Source organism: Pseudomonas sp. Fl4BN1 (assembly GCF_009908285.1).
In the GTDB taxonomy this organism is placed as follows: domain Bacteria; phylum Pseudomonadota; class Gammaproteobacteria; order Pseudomonadales; family Pseudomonadaceae; genus Aquipseudomonas.
Genome location: NZ_JAAARM010000014.1, coordinates 164,212 through 180,343 on the forward strand (window position 1 = coordinate 164,212; position 16,132 = coordinate 180,343).

At 61.3% G+C, this 16,132-nt stretch carries 18 protein-coding genes; 6 read left to right on the top strand and 12 right to left on the bottom strand.

Annotated elements, in window-relative coordinates; translation table 11 throughout:
- Positions 1–13: 13 nt before the first annotated feature.
- The 3 genes from GV818_RS17665 to soxR all read right to left on the bottom strand — a co-directional run bounded on the left by GV818_RS17665 (position 14) and on the right by soxR (position 3,059).
- A complete protein-coding gene (locus GV818_RS17665; RefSeq protein ID WP_161759814.1) occupies positions 14–658 on the bottom strand; it encodes a 4Fe-4S single cluster domain-containing protein in 645 nt (214 codons plus the stop codon).
- A complete protein-coding gene (locus GV818_RS17670; RefSeq protein WP_161777104.1) occupies positions 655–2,493 on the bottom strand; it encodes an AAA family ATPase in 1,839 nt (612 codons plus the stop codon). The genes GV818_RS17665 and GV818_RS17670 overlap by 4 nt, the downstream gene beginning before the upstream one ends.
- Positions 2,494–2,579: 86 nt before the next feature.
- Positions 2,580–3,059 carry a redox-sensitive transcriptional activator SoxR gene (soxR, locus tag GV818_RS17675; protein ID WP_161777105.1) on the bottom strand — a complete coding sequence of 160 codons (480 nt, stop codon included), beginning with the start codon at positions 3,057–3,059 and terminating at the stop codon, positions 2,580–2,582.
- A gap of 109 nt (positions 3,060–3,168) precedes the next feature.
- Between soxR and GV818_RS17680 the strand changes: the two genes are divergently transcribed.
- Positions 3,169–3,534, top strand: coding sequence for an antibiotic biosynthesis monooxygenase (locus GV818_RS17680; RefSeq protein ID WP_161759811.1), 366 nt, complete (start codon positions 3,169–3,171; stop codon positions 3,532–3,534).
- Here the strand turns inward: GV818_RS17680 and GV818_RS17685 are convergent.
- The 4 genes from GV818_RS17685 to msuE all read right to left on the bottom strand — a co-directional run bounded on the left by GV818_RS17685 (position 3,531) and on the right by msuE (position 7,692).
- Positions 3,531–4,631 (bottom strand): sigma-54 interaction domain-containing protein, encoded by a 1,101-nt coding sequence (locus tag GV818_RS17685; RefSeq protein ID WP_161759810.1) that lies wholly within the window; start codon positions 4,629–4,631, stop codon positions 3,531–3,533. The two genes, GV818_RS17680 and GV818_RS17685, sit on opposite strands and share 4 nt — an antisense overlap.
- A gap of 23 nt (positions 4,632–4,654) precedes the next feature.
- Positions 4,655–5,842 carry an acyl-CoA dehydrogenase family protein gene (locus tag GV818_RS17690; RefSeq protein WP_161759809.1) on the bottom strand — a complete coding sequence of 396 codons (1,188 nt, stop codon included), beginning with the start codon at positions 5,840–5,842 and terminating at the stop codon, positions 4,655–4,657.
- Between the two features lie 137 nt (positions 5,843–5,979).
- Entirely contained in the window at positions 5,980–7,119 is a 1,140-nt protein-coding gene (gene ssuD / locus GV818_RS17695; protein ID WP_161759808.1) for an FMNH2-dependent alkanesulfonate monooxygenase, read from the bottom strand.
- Positions 7,120–7,128: 9 nt separating this feature from the next.
- Positions 7,129–7,692: an FMN reductase gene (msuE, locus tag GV818_RS17700; protein ID WP_161759807.1), complete on the bottom strand. Its 564-nt coding sequence runs from the start codon at positions 7,690–7,692 to the stop codon at positions 7,129–7,131.
- A 399-nt stretch (positions 7,693–8,091) separates the two neighbouring features.
- On the opposite strand from msuE, the gene GV818_RS17705 reads away from it, so the two are divergent.
- The 4 genes from GV818_RS17705 to GV818_RS17720 all read left to right on the top strand — a co-directional run bounded on the left by GV818_RS17705 (position 8,092) and on the right by GV818_RS17720 (position 12,315).
- Positions 8,092–8,352, top strand: a complete 261-nt coding sequence (locus GV818_RS17705; protein ID WP_161759806.1) for a hypothetical protein — start codon at positions 8,092–8,094, stop codon at positions 8,350–8,352.
- A 103-nt stretch (positions 8,353–8,455) separates the two neighbouring features.
- Positions 8,456–9,070, top strand: a complete 615-nt coding sequence (locus GV818_RS17710) for a LysE family translocator (RefSeq protein WP_161759805.1) — start codon at positions 8,456–8,458, stop codon at positions 9,068–9,070.
- Positions 9,071–9,281: 211 nt separating this feature from the next.
- A complete protein-coding gene (locus GV818_RS17715; RefSeq protein ID WP_161759804.1) occupies positions 9,282–10,445 on the top strand; it encodes a cysteine desulfurase family protein in 1,164 nt (387 codons plus the stop codon).
- 61 nt (positions 10,446–10,506) lie between these two features.
- Positions 10,507–12,315, top strand: coding sequence for an aminopeptidase P family protein (locus GV818_RS17720; protein WP_161759803.1), 1,809 nt, complete (start codon positions 10,507–10,509; stop codon positions 12,313–12,315).
- Between the two features lie 84 nt (positions 12,316–12,399).
- Here GV818_RS17720 and GV818_RS17725 read toward each other — a convergent pair whose 3' ends face one another.
- Complete coding sequence (locus GV818_RS17725) at positions 12,400–12,996, bottom strand: 2-hydroxychromene-2-carboxylate isomerase (protein WP_161759802.1); 597 nt, start codon at positions 12,994–12,996, stop codon at positions 12,400–12,402.
- Between the two features lie 34 nt (positions 12,997–13,030).
- Positions 13,031–13,771: an SDR family oxidoreductase gene (locus tag GV818_RS17730; RefSeq protein ID WP_161759801.1), complete on the bottom strand. Its 741-nt coding sequence runs from the start codon at positions 13,769–13,771 to the stop codon at positions 13,031–13,033.
- Positions 13,772–13,864: 93 nt separating this feature from the next.
- Between GV818_RS17730 and GV818_RS17735 the strand changes: the two genes are divergently transcribed.
- Complete coding sequence (locus GV818_RS17735; RefSeq protein ID WP_161759800.1) at positions 13,865–14,434, top strand: TetR/AcrR family transcriptional regulator; 570 nt, start codon at positions 13,865–13,867, stop codon at positions 14,432–14,434.
- A 9-nt stretch (positions 14,435–14,443) separates the two neighbouring features.
- Here the strand turns inward: GV818_RS17735 and GV818_RS17740 are convergent, their stop codons facing one another.
- The 3 genes from GV818_RS17740 to GV818_RS34245 form a co-directional block, all read right to left on the bottom strand.
- On the bottom strand, positions 14,444–14,725 hold the full coding sequence (locus GV818_RS17740; protein WP_161759799.1) for a hypothetical protein: 282 nt from the start codon (positions 14,723–14,725) through the stop codon (positions 14,444–14,446).
- Between the two features lie 158 nt (positions 14,726–14,883).
- Positions 14,884–15,771, bottom strand: coding sequence for a threonine/homoserine exporter RhtA (gene rhtA, locus GV818_RS17745; RefSeq protein WP_161759798.1), 888 nt, complete (start codon positions 15,769–15,771; stop codon positions 14,884–14,886).
- Between the two features lie 177 nt (positions 15,772–15,948).
- A partial coding sequence (locus GV818_RS34245; RefSeq protein ID WP_218586300.1) for a hypothetical protein occupies positions 15,949–16,132 on the bottom strand: 184 nt, incomplete at its 5' end.

Consider the following 16,132-nt stretch of genomic DNA (forward strand, 5'->3'; position numbering starts at 1 on the left):
GTAACGGTTCCGGTTAACGGCGGCGTGAAGTGTGGGCGCTGATCTGCAATTGGTGGCCCTGGCCATGCAACAGGTCGCGCAGGCGCAGCAGGTCGTCACGTCGAGGGATTCCAGCCATCCAGACGCTGCCATCGTCGTCGAACATCAGGTCCAGGGCCTGGTCGTCGGGCTGCAGCGGGCGCTGGTAGGTGGACAGGCGTTGGCGGCCCAGTTCGGTCAACAGGATCAGGCGCTGATTGTCGCTGCCTCGTAGGACCAGCGTTTGCGCCTGTTGTTGCTCGAACGGGTCACAGATCAGCGCATCCAGTAGCCCTTCGGCGGTGTGCAACAACGGTTGCAGGGTCTCCAGGGTATGGCCGCTGTAGACCAGGATGTCGACCTGGGTCCGCTGGCGCAGTCCCTGGAGCAGTGCCAGCAGGGCGTCGGGCTGGTCGAAGGGCTCGCCACCGGACAAGGTGATGCCTTGCGCTTGCTCCAGCCAGGGTTGCAGGTCGTGCAGCACCTGCTCCAGCGGCAGCGATTGCTTGCCCGGTCCCCAAGTGTCGGCGGAAATGCAGCCGTCGCAGCGGATGCTGCACCCCTGGAACCAAATACCCAGTCGCTGTCCCGGCCCCAGGGTGGTAATCGGGAAGTGCACCCGTGAAAGACTGATGTTCAAGGCGTGCGAACCAACAGTGACAGGCCACCGGCCTGCAGTTGGCGGATTTCGAAATGTTGGCCTGGCTGTGCGTCCTGGTCGAACAGGGCGCGGGCCAGCGGGTTGAGCAGGTGCGCTTCGAGCTGGTTGCGAATGCCCCGGCCGCCATTGGACAGGTCGTCCAGGCACAGCTGCCGCAGGTTGTGCCGGGAGTCGTCATCCAGTTGGATGTGCAGCGACTGGGCCGCGAGGTCGGCGAGGATGTTGCCGACCATCTGCTGGAAGATCTGCTCGGCGATGTCCGGGCGGATGAAGTCGAAGACGATGATGTTCTCGCCGATCCGGTTGAGGATTTCCGGACGGTTGAGCACCAGCTTGAAGTAGCGTTCGATTTCCCCCTGGACCTTGCCTTGCACTGCTTCGAAGGCTTCGCCGGGCTGCACGTTGGCCACTCGCTCGCCGTTGTCGCCCTGGCGGTAGATGCCCAGGTTGGAAGTGAAGACGATCAGCGCCTCGGAGAAATACACCCGGTCGCCACGGCCGGAGGTGAGCACGCCGTCATCGAGGATCTGCAGGAACTTGTCGAGGATGCGCGGGTGGGCCTTTTCGATTTCGTCGAACAGCACCACGCTGAAGGGCTTCTCGCGGATCGCGTTGGTCAGCTCGCCGCCGACGTCGTAACCAACGTAGCCAGGCGGGGCGCCGACCAGACGCTGGTCGGCATGTTCGGCGCTGAACTCCGACATATCGAAACGGATGTACGCGCTTTCGTCGCCAAACAGCAAGCTGGTGATGGTTTTCGCCAGTTCGGTCTTGCCGACGCCGGTGGGGCCGGCGAGAAACGCCACGCCTCTGGGACGGTTGCCCTTGCGGCTGGCGCCGACCCCGGTCATCGCCCGTTTGACGATGTCCAGCATATGGGTCACGGCATGGCCCTGGCCCTTGACCCGCTGGCGGATGAAGTCGTCGGCCTGACGGATACGCTGGCGGTCGATCTTCAGCCACGGGTCTTCGGTGACCCCGACTTTATAGCGGCGCACGGCGTCGGCGATGCGCTCCAGGGTCAGGCCTTCGACCCGGGCCAGTTGGACGATGGCATTGAGGTCGAGCAGGAGCAGGCCTTCGGTGTTTTCGACGAACGCGCGCAGTGCCTTGTCGCGCACTTCCTCGCTGGCTTCCTGGGCGCCGGGCAAGCCCCGTAGCAATGCCGGAGCCAGGGCCTGGCGGGCCTGCTGATCCGGCTTGGACACCGGGATGGGACGTAGCCGTGGATTGTCGATGAGCATCCAGTCGGGCAGGTCGCCTTCCTTTTCCACCACCCAGAGGATGCTGTTGAAGAAGGGCGCTCGCTGTTCTCCGGCGGGGCGGCTGCGAGCTTGATGGGAGAGTACCAGCGCCTGGGTGAACAGCTGGTGTTCGGCGGCGCTCAGGGCATCGTTGCGGACCACCAGCCGTGAGGCAAAATCGACCATCAGCGCCAGCGGTTCGCCCTGGCGCTCCACCAGCCGCGGCAAGGTCGCCGACAGCAGGTCGAGGCCTGCTGGTGCGGCGCCTTCCACCGGGGTCAGGCCCAGCTCCCGCAGCAGGCTGTCGGCCTGGGCCGGATCGCTGCCCGGGGGCTGGAGCACGGACAGACCTTTGAGTGGGTCCCAACTGAGTACGTGGCTGTAACCGGCGGCCAGTAGCTCGTCACGCAGATTGAGGTTGAAAGGCTGGGGCGTAATCACCCCGGGGGCGACTTCACTGGCTTGCAGGTCGCGGACATTACCGCAGAGAACAAACTGACTTTTCAGGGGCAGAAAGCGCAGCAGGTCGCGAAGCCAGCGGGGCTTTTCGTAGGAGGCAGTCCTTGGCATGGAAGCGGAGCTCGTCGTAGGAAGCAGGGCGCGACATTAACATAGGGAAGTTTTTACTTACGATCCTCCGCGAGCTTTCTTACCCGCTAGAACTCTTCTGTAACAGTGGACTCACCGGGCTCCAGCAAGCGCGCGCCTGGGCCGGCTTCTCCGAGGATGTCGTCCTGATTGCGCAACGGGCAGCCCTCCATCGACAGGCAGCCGCAGCCAATGCATAGGTTCAGACGCTCGCGCAGCAGGGTCAGTTGGCGGATGCGCTCGTCCAGTTCGCGGCTCCATTGTTCCGACAGGCGCCGCCAGTCCGCAGCACTGGGCACCCGGCCTGCGGGCAGGGTCGCCAGGGCCTGGCCAATTTCCGCCAGAGGAATGCCCAGGCGCTGGGCCACTTTGATCAAGGCCACTTGGCGCAGCACCGAGCGCGGATAGCGCCGCTGATTGCCTTGATTGCGATTGCTCTTGATCAGCCCCTTGGTTTCATAGAAGTGCAGTGCGGTGACGGCTACGCCGCTGCGGGCCGACAGTTGGCCAACGGTGAGTTCTTTGCACACAGCGTCGTGTTCGATCATCAGCAGCTACCCAAAGTGAAAAACAGACTTGACCTTGACTTAACTAGAGGTTTTACCCTGCAGCGCATTCAATCGCAAGATTCTGTTTGACGACAGCGGGGAGTTATCCATGGCAACGTTTGAGAAAAACCGCAGCTTCACCCAATTGATCGAATTCGAGATCGAACCTCACCAGCAGGAAGCCTTGGTATCGGCGCTGTCCGAGCAGACCGAGCGCCTGGCCCAAGGCTACGGCGGCTTTCTCAGTGCCAGCGTGCAGGCCAGCGATGACGGCCGGCGGGTGCTCAACTACCTGCAATGGCAATCTCGGGAGGCCGGCGAGGCGGCCTTCCAGAGTTTTGAGAGCGGTGAGCAGGATTTCTGGCAGCTGATCCTGGCCCACCAGGCGAAGACCGTGACCTTCGGTTCGTTCCAGGTGCTGCGCAGCATTGCCCGCAGTCACGACAATGCCTTGCACTGCAACCTGCTGGGCTAGATCGACAGTTGCAGGGTGCGCTCGTTTGGCAGCGCTGCCGGGCGTCGTTTGTTCACCGCCAGTTCGCCGATCTTGATCAGCCGGGTGCGGGTGACGTTGCGGCTCAGGCCCAACAGGTTGGCGGTGTGCACCTGGTTGTAGTGGCTGAAGCGATAGGCCGCGCGCAGCAGGGCGTCCTCGACCTTTTCATGCAGGGCCCCGGCTTGTTCCGCGAAGAGTTTCTGAAAGGCCCGCTCCAGCAGCGCTTCAGCAGAGTCGTCGGGGCTTGGATGGCTGTCGTCGCTGCGCTCGATGCGCATGTTCGAGAGGCGCAGGTCGTCCCGTTCAATGACGCCGTTGCGGCAGATCAGCAGGGTGTGATGGATGACGTTCTCCAGCTCGCGAATGTTGCCCGGCCAGCTGTAGTTCTTGAGTTTGAATTCGGCCTCCTGGCTGATGCTGATGCTGCCGTAGCCCAGGCGTTGGCTGTAGGCCTCGATGAAGTGCCGGGTCAGTGGCAGGATGTCGCCGGGGCGTTCGCGCAGCGGGCTCAGTTCCAGGCTGACCACATCCAGGCGGTAATACAGGTCCTCGCGAAAGTGCCCGGCGTTGATGGCTTTTTCCAGCTGCACGTTGGTGGCGGCCAAGACCCGTACGTCGATGGCAATGCTCTTGCGCGAGCCCAGGCGCACCACTTCCCGCTCTTGCAGGACCCGCAACAGCTTGACCTGGATGGGCATGGGCAGATCGCCGATCTCATCGAGAAACAGGGTGCCGCCATCGGCTTCTTCGAACCAGCCAGCCTTGGCGCTGAGGGCACCGGTGAAGGCGCCTTTTTCATGGCCGAAGAGTTCGGCTTCCACCAGGGATTCAGAGAAGGCGCCGCAGTTCACCGCCACAAACGGCCGGTTACGTCGGGCGCTGAGGTTGTGGATGTGGCGGGCCACCAGCTCTTTGCCGGTCCCGGTTTCACCGATGATCAGCACGCTGGCTTCGCTCGGCGCGACCTGCTGCAGGTGCGCCAGCAGGGCCTGGGATTTCGGGTCCTCGAAGACCTGCGCGGTGGCGCGGATCGAGGTCGCCAGGGCAGGCGAGGCGGGTAGGGTCAGAAGCTGCATCGGCACTCTCCGGGAACACAAGGCTAGGAATAAAAGGTCGGCGTCGGCAGGCTCTGGTTCAGTGCCCAGTCGCCCAGTTCATGGAGCTTGTAGTCCAAGGGGTCGTGCAGGGTCTGGGTCCGCAGGTTGCGCCAGTGGCGATCCAGGCGCAGCGAGGCGTGGGTCGAACGCGCACCGGTGACTTCGAACAGGCGGCTGCACAGCTCCAGGCCCTGGCGACTGGCGGCGACCTTGGCGGTGGCGATGGCTGTGGCCAGGTGCCCGCGTTCTTCGGCGCTGAGGTTGGGGCCCTTGGCCCAAGCCTGGTCCAGCAGCCTGGCGGCCCGCTCCACCAGCAGGCGGATGCCTTCCAGGGCGACCCAGAATTCACCGTAGTGGCTGAGTACGTAAGGGTCCTGGCGCACATCCTCGGCGCTGGACTTATGCCAGGCCCGGGTTTCCGTGAGGGTGTAGTGCCGGGCTTCCTCAAAGGCGCCTTCGGCGATCCCGAGGAACATGTGGCTGAAGGTCAACTGGGCGATCAGCGGCCGCAGGCAGGCGAACGGTGTGCTCAGCGGACCCGGGTCCAGCAGCAGCTCCGATTCTTCGACCCGTACTCGTTCGAAGGTTGCGCTGCCGCTGTCGGTCTGGCGCTGGCCGATGTTGTTCCAGTCGTTATGCAGGGTGATGCCGCTGCGGCCGCTGGGGATGGCGGCGATCAGCAGCTTGCCGCCGTTGTGTTCATCCACTGCCGAGGCGATGAGCATTTGTGAGTCGGTGGCGCCGGAGCAGAAGCTCTTCTTGCCGGAAAACTCGCGCCAGCTGCCGAGGTTCTTCACCACGGTACGAGTATCCAGCGGGTTGAGGGCGTTGCCCCAGAACCAGTTCTTGCGTGCGGTCTGTTCGAACCAGGGTTGCCATTGCTCGGGTTTGGCGAACAGGCGCACGGTGGCCAGCATCAGGTGGTGAAAACCGAAGACGTGAGCGATAGAGCTGTCGACCCTGGCGAACTCGCGGACGATGTTCAGGGTTTCGCTCCAGGGCGCGCCGAGGCCGCCGAACTGGCTGGGGATGCTCAGGGCCAGCAGGCCACTGTGGCGCAGGGCGTCGCGTTCGGCCTTGGGGGTGCCGCCGCGTTCATCGCGCTCGACAGCGCTCAGGGCAAACTCGGCGGCCAGTTGCCGGGCGGTTTGCAAAGGGGTCAATAGGGCGCTTTGCGGTTTGGCAGTCACGCGGTGTTCCTCGTTCGGGGCCATGCAGGTGGCCGGGGAAGGGTGGATGTGCGCCGTTGCAGGGGTTGGCTTGCCAGCGAAGAGGGTGCAGATGGTCTTCGCCGGCAAACCGGCTCTTGCCTGGGGCGGTGCAAGCCTCAAGGCCGGTTGGGCAGTACGTCGTTGGCGATCATTTCGCCGAACGGCCCGGTCAGGTTGGTGACGCCGCGGCCGGCGAGGCTGGCATAGGGTTCCGGCAGCAACGGGAACACCAGTTCGGCGAAGCGATAGGCCTCTTCCAGGTGTGGGTAGCCGGAGAAGATGAAGCTCTCGATCCCCAGGTCCGCGTACTCCTTGATCCGCTCGGCCACTTGTTGCGGGTTGCCTACCAGCGCAGTGCCGGCACCTCCGCGTACCAGGCCGACTCCGGCCCAGAGGTTGGGGGCGATCTGCAGGTTGTCACGGCGACCGTCATGCAACGCGGCCATGCGCCGCTGGCCTTCGGAGTCGAAGCGCGAGAAGGATTGCTGGGCCGCGGCGATGGTTTCGTCGCTGATGTGTTCGATCAGCTTGTCCGCGGCTTTCCAGGCTTCGTCCTCGGTCTCGCGGACGATCACATGCAGGCGAATGCCGAACTTCACTGTGCGTCCCTTGCGTGCGGCGCGCTCGCGGACGTCGGCCAGTTTGTGTGCCACTGCAGCCGGCGGTTCGCCCCAGGTCAGGTAGACGTCCACCTGGTCGGCGGCCAGTTCATGCGCCGCCTCGGAAGAGCCGCCGAAGTACAGCGGTGGATAGGGCTTCTGCACCGGTGGGTACAGGGCCTTGGCATTCTGTACGTGCAGGTGCTTGCCCTCGAAGTCCACGGCTTCGCCTTGCAGCACGCGGCGCCAGATCTGCAGGAACTCGTCGGTGACTTCGTAGCGCTCGCTGTGGCTGAGGAAGCTGCCGTCGCCACGGTTTTCGTCCGGGTCGCCACCGGTGACCACGTTGATCAGGAGGCGGCCGTTGGACAGTCGGTCCAGGGTCGCGGCCATGCGTGCCGAGACGGTGGGCGAGATGATGCCTGGACGAATCGCCACCAGATAGCGCAGGCGTTCCGTCAACGGCACCAGGGCCGAAGCGATGACCCAGGAGTCTTCGCAGGAGCGCCCGGTGGGAATCAGCACACCGTGGTAGCCCAGGCTGTCTGCAGCCTGGGCTACTTGCTTGAGGTAGTTGAGGGTGACTGGACGGGCACCCTGGGTGGTGCCCAGGAAGTGGCCGTCGCCGTGGGTCGGAAGAAACCAGAACACATCCATGACAGGTCCTTAGGCGATTTTCAGCAGGTTTTTCGGCTGGGCACCGAGCAGCGGCGCGGCCCGTTCAGCGGCCAGCTGGATGCGGGCTCGCAGCAGTTCACTGGTGATCTGGTAGTTGTTGAAGTCAGCTTCGGTGGCGTACACGCCAATCGGCAGGGTCAGGGCCTGGAAGAAGCTGAACAGCGGGCGCAGTTGGTGATCCAGCACCAGGGCATGGCGTTCGCTGCCGCCGGTGGCAGCCAGCAGCACCGGGGTGTCGATCAGGGCGTTGAGGTCGATCAGGTCGAACAGGTGCTTGAGCAGGCCCGGGTAGGAACCGCGGTACACCGGGGCGGCGACGATCAGCAGGTCGGCGTTTTCGATGGCCTGGAGTTCGGCTTCGACCTCGGCCGGCAGTTCTTCGCGGGACAGCGCTGCACCGATCGGCCGGGCGATGTCGCCCAGTTCGATCAGGTGGCTGTTGATCGGCAGGAGCCCGGACAGTTCGCTCAGCAAGGCCTGGGTCAGCACCAGGGTCCTGGATGGGCGCCAGGTTCCACCGGAGAGAGCAACGACGTTCAAGGGGCGGGACATGATCAGTTCCTTTTTAAACAGGGGCTCAACGAGCAATGGCAGGTGCCAGGCTCAGGAGCAAGAGCTGTACCAACCGCTGAAAGCCTTGTGCTGCGTGGCTCTGCCCTACTGCGACGGTTACCGGGCGCTGTTGCACAGGTACTGTTTTGTTGATCGGCTGTTGCCTGGCCAACAGTTGCCCAGGCAACAGTTGGGCAACGGGGTGCAGTTGTTATAAAGGCTTGCTGTTATTCCTCAAAAGAGCTTGTTTCCATATTTATAGGTCTTTATGGAATATGAGGTGCGAAGTCCCAAGTCCTTTGAACAGTCGATAGCGACTATCGAGCGGGATGATTTTTGCCACTGTCGGCGCGCGCGTAGCCTGTGTTCATTGTTCGCAATCTGCTCCAGGTGCTCGCCATGAAGGCTTACTCGGTTGTTCTGTTGATCTTGGTTTCCAGTGTTCTGGCCGGGTGCGCCAGCCCGGGCGCTCCTGAACTGCGTCCCTACACCGCTCAGGAAACTCGTGAGCTGGCACTGGAAGCCTTGAGTCGGCGCGGCCTGTCATTCGATGAGTACCAGCAGAAAAAGGCCGAACTGCTGGGTCGCCCCACGGCGTTTGATACGCAGGGTGAAATGAGTGCCCAGCGCAATTTCAGTCGTCACCACCCAGCCAGTTGAAGGCAACTGTACGGGTCGAAGTTTTCCTCAACTGTCCGTGAGTTCCAGGCCGCTCGTGAGTTAGGGTCGAAGCTTGATCGACCTTGCTCGGGACCTTGCATCCATGACCCTTTCTGTTGACCTGCTGTTGGCATTTGCCCTGTTTGCCCTGGTCACCTCGATCACGCCCGGCCCGAACAACACCATGCTGCTGGCCTCGGGGGTGAATTTCGGTTTCAACCGTTCGATTGCGCACATCCTCGGTATCAGCAGCGGCTTCTTTGTGCTGGTGCTGGCGGTTGGGCTGGGCCTGGGGGCGGTGTTCGAGGCCTATCCGCTGCTGTACCGCGTGCTGCGTTATGTCGGTGCGGCGTATTTGCTGTACCTGGCGTGGAAGATCGCCCGCTCCGGCCCCCTGTCCGATGAGCAGCAGGGCCAGGGACAACCCTTGGGGTATTGGGGCGCCGCGGCGTTTCAGTGGGTCAATCCCAAGGCTTGGGTCATGGCGGTGGGGGCCATCAGTACCTACACCCCCTTGCAGGGGTACTTCACCAACGTGCTGGTGATCGCGGCGGTGTTCGCCCTGATCAACGCACCTACGGTAAGCCTCTGGGCTGCTTGCGGCAGTCTGTTGCGCAATGTCCTGCGCAACCCGCGCTGGCTGCGCCTGTTCAATCTCGGGATGGCCGCGTTGCTGGTGCTTTCCCTGGCGCCGTTACTCCTTGAAAACATCCGTTGAGTGAACCTTCAACGCCTTGCCCCGAGCCTGTTAAGCTGCGTTCCAGGAGCGTTCCTACGCACTTTTAAACGAAGTTGTCCTTCTTTAACGGCATCCGATCGGGTATTGCTTCAGTGCTTGCTGTTGGCGCGCCGCGTATACATGGCGCGTTCGGGCAGCATTCCTTTTGAGCCAATCCCGGTCCTGGAACAAGCTCTGCGGGTCTTCAGTTATGAACAAACGTCCTCTTTATTTCGACTATGCCGCCACCACGCCGGTGGATGAGCGGGTCATCCAGGTGATGCTGGAGTGTCTGGGTTTCAACGCCAATTTCGGCAACCCGGCATCCAGTTCCCACGTCTTCGGCCAGGACGCGCGGCGCAGTGTCGAGCGCGCCCGGCAGCAAGTGGCGCAGTTGGTGGGGGCACTGCCTGAGCAGATTGTCTGGACCTCTGGTGCCACCGAATCCAACAACCTGGCACTCAAGGGAGTGATGCAGGCCCGGGGTGTGAGTGGCGGGCACATCGTTACCAGCCAGATCGAACACAAGGCGGTTCTCGACACCGCCCGGCAGTTGCAGGAAGCGGGTGTGGCGGTGACCTACCTGGCGCCGGACGCGGACGGGTCGATCAGTGCGCAGGCCGTCAGTGAAGCCCTGCGAGATGACACCTTTCTGGTATCGCTGATGCTGGTCAACAACGAACTGGGTACCCTCAACGACATTCCGGCGATTGGCCAGGTGGTGCGTGAGCGTGGGGCGTTGTTGCATGTCGACGCAGCCCAGGGTGCCGGCAAGGTGGCCATTGATCTTGGGCGGTGGCCGGTAGACCTGATGTCGTTTTCCGCCCACAAGCTGTATGGCCCCAAGGGCATCGGTGCACTTTATGTCGGCCCACGGGCACAGCAGCGGCTGTTGGCGCAGATCCATGGTGGCGGGCACGAGGGCGGCTTGCGTTCCGGAACCCTGGCCACCCACCAGATTGCCGCCATGGGCGCAGCCTTTGCCCTGGCCGGTGAGTTGTTCGAGGAGGAAACCGCGACCATCATCCATCTGCGCCAGCGTCTGTTGGAACAGTTGGCGGGTATTGCCGGCCTGCGCTTGAATGGCAGTGTTACCCAGCGTATTCCCCACACCTTGAGCCTGACCTTCAGCGACGGTGGGCTTGATGCGGCGGCACTGAGCGCGTCCCTGGCGTTTTCCGCGACCTCGGCCTGCAACTCGGCGAGCAATGCGCCTTCCCATGTATTGCTGGCGTTGGGACTTGATGCGCAGCAAGCCAGCCGGACCATCCGCTTGAGCCTCGGGCGTTTCACTACCGAGGAGGATGTGGACCGGGCTGTGCAATTGATCAAGGCGTCAACCGCCACAGCTCCGGCGTTCTGGGCCGGAGCCTAGTCTTGAGGGTTGAGTGATCTCGACCTTACATAACAATTATTTAGCCGGTTAAGGAGACACAATGAGTACCCAGCCTTCGACCAATGGAGTGGTCCCCCAGCGCCTGGCGCACGTTCGTCAACTGATGAGTCGCGAGGGCATTCATGCCTTATTGGTGCCTTCGGCCGACCCGCACCTGTCGGAGTACCTGCCAGGTTATTGGCAAGGGCGTCAGTGGCTGTCGGGTTTTCATGGTTCGGTGGGCACTTTGATCGTGACCGCGGATTTCGCCGGGGTCTGGGCCGATAGCCGTTACTGGGAGCAGGCTGCCAAGGAGCTCAAGGGCAGTGGTATCGACTTGATGAAATTGCAGCCGGGGCAGCCCGGTCCGCTGGACTGGCTGGCTGAGCAAACGCCGGAAGGTGGCGTGGTGGCGGTGGATGGTGCGGTCATGGCCCTGGCTTCTGCGCGTACCTTGGGCAGCAAGTTGCTGGAGCGCGGGGCCAGCCTGCGTACCGACATCGATCTGCTTGAGCAAGTCTGGGGTGATCGCCCTTCGTTGCCAAATCAACCGATCTACCAGCACCTGCCTCCGCAGGCCACGCTGAGTCGGGGAGAGAAACTCGAGCAGTTGCGGCAAACCCTGAAGGAGTGCGGAGCGGACTGGCACTTTATTGCCACCCTCGACGATATCGCCTGGCTGTTCAACCTGCGTGGCGCGGATGTTTCCTTTAACCCGGTGTTTGTATCTTTCGCCCTGGTCAGCCAGCAGCAGGCCACCTTGTTCGTGGCCTTGAGCAAGGTCGATGAACAGCTACGCGGGCTGCTCGAAGCGGATGGCGTGAGCCTGCGCGACTACTCGGAAGTGGCGGCGGCGCTGCGTGCGGTGCCTGAGGGAGCGGCCTTGCAGGTTGATCCGGCTCGCGTCACGGCAGGTTTGCTGGAGAATCTGAACCCCGGTGTGAAATTGCTGGAGGGGCTCAATCCCACGACCCTGGCAAAGTCGCGCAAGAGCCTGGCGGACGCCGAGCACATTCGTCAGGCCATGGAGCAGGACGGCGCGGCGCTCTGTGAGTTTTTCACCTGGCTGGACGGTGCCCAGGGACGTGAGCGCATCACCGAACTGACCATTGATGAACACTTGACCGCCGCCCGTGAGCGGCGTCCGGGTTATGTGTCCTTGAGCTTCAATACCATCGCGGCGTTCAATGCCAATGGGGCGATGCCTCATTATCACGCGACCCCGCAAGAACATGCGGTGATCGAGGGTGACGGCCTGTTGCTGATCGACTCTGGTGGCCAGTACCTGGGGGGCACTACCGATATCACGCGGATGGTGCCGGTCGGGACGCCCAGTTCCGAGCAGAAACGCGACTGCACCCGGGTGCTCAAGGGCGTTATCGCGTTGTCCCGGGCGCAGTTTCCGCGGGGCATTCTGTCGCCATTGCTGGATGCCATCGCGCGTGCGCCGATCTGGGCCGAGGGCGTGGATTACGGGCACGGTACCGGGCACGGTGTCGGCTATTTCCTCAATGTGCATGAAGGTCCTCAGGTTATTGCCTATCAGGCGGCGCCAGCGCCGCAGACCGCGATGCAGCCTGGGATGATTACCTCTATCGAGCCGGGGACTTACCGTCCTGGGCGTTGGGGGGTGCGGATCGAGAACCTGGTCTTGAACCGTGAGGCTGGCACCACTGAGTTCGGTGAGTTTCTGCGTTTCGAAACACTGACCCTGTGCCCGATTGATACCCGTTGCCTGGAGCCGTCGCTGCTCACTTCAGAGGAGCGTGAATGGCTCAACGCCTACCACGCCGAAGTGCGTCAGCGTCTCAGTCCGTTGCTGGAGGGCACGGCGCTGGAATGGTTGCAGACCCGAACCGCGGAGATCTGAAGGGAAGCATCAACCGCGCAAGGTGGTTGATGCTGGTGAACCTGTCCCTGGCGCTGAAGTCTCTGCCGCCAGGGACGCGGGTGATTATTGCTTGCTCAAGGCTTCACGGACGAAGTCCAGGCGGTCCTGGCCAAAAAACAACTGGTCGCCCACGAACATGCTGGGGGCGCCGAATACACCACGCTTCAATGCTTGCTCGGTCTTGTCCTTGAGGTTGGCCTTGACCTCTTCGTCGTTGCTCAGGTCGAGGATCTGTTGCGGATCGAAACCACCTTGCTCCAGCACCTGGGTGATGGTGGCTGGATCGTTCAGGTTGCGCTTGTCGACCCAGAGCGCGCGGAACAGGCAGTCGATGAACTCGATGAAACGCTCTGGCAAATGCATCTGTACCCCGGTAACAGCGCGCATCAACAGCAAGGTATTGATGGGGAAGTGCGGGTTGAAGTTGAGCTCCACCTGATAGCGCTGGGCGAAGCGCGCCAAGTCCTGGAGCATGTAGCGCCCTTTGGCGGGAACGCTGATGGGCGAGGCGTTGCCGGTAGTCTTGAAGACGCCGCCCAGAAGCATGGGTTGATAAACCAGTTGGCTTTCGGTCTGGGCGCAGATTTTTGGCAATTGGGTGTAGGCCAGGTACGAGGTCGGGCTACCCAGGTCGAAGAAGAACTCTACTTTCTTGCTCATGATTCAGATTCCCTGATTGTTTTTATGAGGGGGATTACCAGCGCTCGTTCCAGGGGCGCAGGTCCAGCTCGAAGGTCCAGGCGTCCCGGGGCTGGCTGTGCAGGTACCAGTAATTTTCGGCGATATGTTCGGGGTTGAGGATGCCGTCCTGGTCCTTGAGGGCGTATTTCTCGGGAAAGCTGGTGCGGATGAAGTCGGTGTCGATGGCACCATCAACAATGATGTGGCCGACATGAATGTTCAACGGCCCCAACTCCCGGGCCATGCTTTGGGCCAGGGCACGAATGCCGTGTTTGGCTCCGGCAAAGGCAGCGAAGCCGGCGGCGCCGCGAACCCCGGCGGTAGCGCCGGTGAACAGGATGGTGCCGCGTTGGCGCGTGACCATGCGCTTGGCCACCTCGCGGGCGTTGAGAAAGCCCGAGAAACAGGCCATTTCCCAGATCTTGAAATACTTGCGCGCCGTCTCTTCAAGAATGCTGCAAGGCACATTGGCGCCGATGTTGAAAACGAATGCTTCGATCGGACCGATCTGGGTTTCGATCTGTTCGATCAGGGCGATCACTTCCTCTTCCTTGCGGGCGTCACAGGCAAAACCATGGGCTTCGCCACCGGTCTGCTGGATGCTCTCCACTAGGGGCTGTAGCTTGTCCGCGCTACGGCGGGTCACGCAGGCAACAAAACCCTCTGCGGCGAAACGCTTGGCAATGGCACCACCGGTAGCATCACCGGCGCCGACCACCAATACCACTTTCTTCTTGTTCAAGGCTGTAGTCATGGGAGGCTCGCTCTTAAGTAAACGATCGTTAGCTAAACGAACGTTATGCTATGATTTTTCGATCGTCAAGAGAACTCGGGAGCTCACCAGGGGATGCGTTATTCAGTCGGTCACAAACAGGAAACCCGTGAACGCCTGTTGCAAAGCAGCGCGGTACAGGCCAAGAACGAAGGTTTTTCCACGGTGGGTGTTGATGCCCTGATGAAGGCCATCGGCCTGAGTGGCGGGGCTTTTTACAGTCACTTCGCTTCCAAGGACGAATTGTTCGGCTCGATTGTCGAGCGCGAGTTGAGTCGGAGCCTGGAGCGTCTGGGCGGTGAAGAGCAGCAGAGTCAGGAAAGGTTGCGTCGTTGCCTGAAGCAGTACCTGAGTGTTGCGCATTTACAGGAGCCCGGCGCGGGGTGTGCGCTACCGGCTCTGGGAGCGGAGATCTCCCGGGGGAGCATCGAAGTGCGCCAGGAGGCGCAGGACTGGATTTGCCGTTTGCATCAGGCTTGGGCGCAGACCCTGGGCAGCGAGAGTCTTTCCTGGTCGATTCTGTCGCAGTGTGTCGGCGCACTGGTGGTGGCGCGAATGCTGGTGAGTCCGAGCCTTCAGCGCCAAGTGCTGACATCGAATCATGAGCAGATCATTGGGCAGCTGGAGCGGCTGCCTGCAGATTGACCCGTAACGCTACTTGCAAATGACGATCATGCTGCGGCTGGTATAGCCGGCAGGGTTGAGTCCGAAGGGGTAGTCTCCCGGATCTTCTACCGCGTCACCGGACTTGGCGATGACCTTGTAGCCTTTGGGCCCGCAGGACTCGGTCGCCTTGGTGTAGCACTTGTCCCAGGATGAGGACAGGCCCGAGCAGTTGATGTGGAGTCCTTTCTTACCCCGTTTTACTTCGGTCTTCGCAGTTGCCGCGCAGCCTGCAATGGCAAGTACGGCCAACAGTATCAAGAATCGTTTCATCCCCGTCCTTATCGCTAGCCTCGGATCTAATGCCCGAGTGTGACTGCATTACTTGTCGTCTTTTGCGTTTGCGATATCCCTGTCTGACAACTTCCTGGGTGACGTTGCGCAGCGGGCTAAACATGGCCTAATTGAGCGCTAATTACCAGAGTTGAGTCTCAATCAGCTGCAACTAATGGTTTGGATTCTCGGCGCATGGTCATGGTCGCACCTACAGAGGCAAGGATGATGCAGGCAATGGCCATCCATTGCGCAAGGGACAGGTATTCGTGCAGGAACAGGAGTCCGGAGAGGGCGCCGATAGCCGGTTCAATGCTCATCAACGTACCGAAGGTGCGGGTTGGCAGGCGTGTCAGGGCTACCATCTCCAGGGTATAGGGAAGGGCGGTGGAGAGAATGGCGACACCCAGGGCTATAGGGATCAAGGAGGGGGTGAGCAATGCCGCACCGGCGTGGACGATGCCTAAAGGAGCGACGAAGAGTGCTGCGATCATTACCCCCAGCGCTGCGGTCTGAATACCGTTCTCGGCGCCGGCCTTTTGGCCGAACAGGATATACAGCGCCCAGCAGACCCCAGCGCCCAATGCATAGGCTGCGCCTACCAGGTCAATGGATGTCCCTGTAGCTCCGGTAGGGATCAGTAATAAGAGTCCGGCAATGGCCAAGGCGATCCATAGGAAATCGATGGCCTTGCGTGAGGCATAGATGGCCACTGCCAGTGGGCCAGTGAACTCCAGGGCAACCGCGATTCCCAGGGGCACGCTTCTCAGGGACATATAGAAGAGGAAGTTCATGCCACCCAGGGCCATCCCGTAGACAATCACCGTGTGCAGCGTCTTGGCGGTGAACTTGGCGCGCCAGGGTCTTAATAGCAGCAGCATGATGATGCTGGCGAAAACCAGTCGAAGGGTTGTTGTGCCTTGCGCACCAACGACTGGGAACATGCTCTTGGCCAGCGATGCACCTGATTGAATCGAGGCCATGGCAATAAGCAGCAGTCCTACCGGAAACAAGGTCGAGGCAAGACTGCGCGGTTGGTCGTTCATGCAGGGCATCCAGAGTGTTGGAGGAAAAGAAGTGTGGCACTCGGATCATGATGCTTAACTAATGAGGAATGAGCAATATAGTGCGCATAGTCTTTTTTGCTCTTCTATATAGAGGCTGCGTAAGAGGCAATTTGCGTTAAGTCATAGAAAATTCAAATTAAGTGTTGACGGCAGATTCTACACGTCTATAATTCGCCCCACTTCCGGCGCAGTCGAAACGGAAAACTCCTTGAGATTCAACGAGTTACGCAGTTTTCGGCAGCGGTTACGCTTCAGTTCATCGAAGCCAGAAGGAGTTGGTAAGGCAGTGAGTTTTAGCCTTATTAACGATTCGATCCTCTCGGTCGAAAGCGGTGAAAAA

Excerpts from the sequence above, each read along its gene's own strand:
- GV818_RS17670 (WP_161777104.1), bottom strand. The coding sequence starts at position 2,493 with ATGCCAAGGACTGCCTCCTACGAAAAGCCCCGCTGGCTTCGCGACCTG.
- soxR (WP_161777105.1), bottom strand. The coding sequence starts at position 3,059 with ATGATCGAACACGACGCTGTGTGCAAAGAACTCACCGTTGGCCAACTG.
- GV818_RS17680 (WP_161759811.1), top strand. The coding sequence starts at position 3,169 with ATGGCAACGTTTGAGAAAAACCGCAGCTTCACCCAATTGATCGAATTC.
- GV818_RS17685 (WP_161759810.1), bottom strand. The coding sequence starts at position 4,631 with ATGCAGCTTCTGACCCTACCCGCCTCGCCTGCCCTGGCGACCTCGATC.
- ssuD (WP_161759808.1), bottom strand. The coding sequence starts at position 7,119 with ATGGATGTGTTCTGGTTTCTTCCGACCCACGGCGACGGCCACTTCCTG.
- msuE (WP_161759807.1), bottom strand. The coding sequence starts at position 7,692 with ATGTCCCGCCCCTTGAACGTCGTTGCTCTCTCCGGTGGAACCTGGCGC.
- GV818_RS17705 (WP_161759806.1), top strand. The coding sequence starts at position 8,092 with ATGAAGGCTTACTCGGTTGTTCTGTTGATCTTGGTTTCCAGTGTTCTG.
- GV818_RS17710 (WP_161759805.1), top strand. The coding sequence starts at position 8,456 with ATGACCCTTTCTGTTGACCTGCTGTTGGCATTTGCCCTGTTTGCCCTG.
- GV818_RS17715 (WP_161759804.1), top strand. The coding sequence starts at position 9,282 with ATGAACAAACGTCCTCTTTATTTCGACTATGCCGCCACCACGCCGGTG.
- GV818_RS17720 (WP_161759803.1), top strand. The coding sequence starts at position 10,507 with ATGAGTACCCAGCCTTCGACCAATGGAGTGGTCCCCCAGCGCCTGGCG.
- GV818_RS17725 (WP_161759802.1), bottom strand. The coding sequence starts at position 12,996 with ATGAGCAAGAAAGTAGAGTTCTTCTTCGACCTGGGTAGCCCGACCTCG.
- GV818_RS17730 (WP_161759801.1), bottom strand. The coding sequence starts at position 13,771 with ATGACTACAGCCTTGAACAAGAAGAAAGTGGTATTGGTGGTCGGCGCC.
- GV818_RS17735 (WP_161759800.1), top strand. The coding sequence starts at position 13,865 with ATGCGTTATTCAGTCGGTCACAAACAGGAAACCCGTGAACGCCTGTTG.
- GV818_RS17740 (WP_161759799.1), bottom strand. The coding sequence starts at position 14,725 with ATGAAACGATTCTTGATACTGTTGGCCGTACTTGCCATTGCAGGCTGC.
- rhtA (WP_161759798.1), bottom strand. The coding sequence starts at position 15,771 with ATGAACGACCAACCGCGCAGTCTTGCCTCGACCTTGTTTCCGGTAGGA.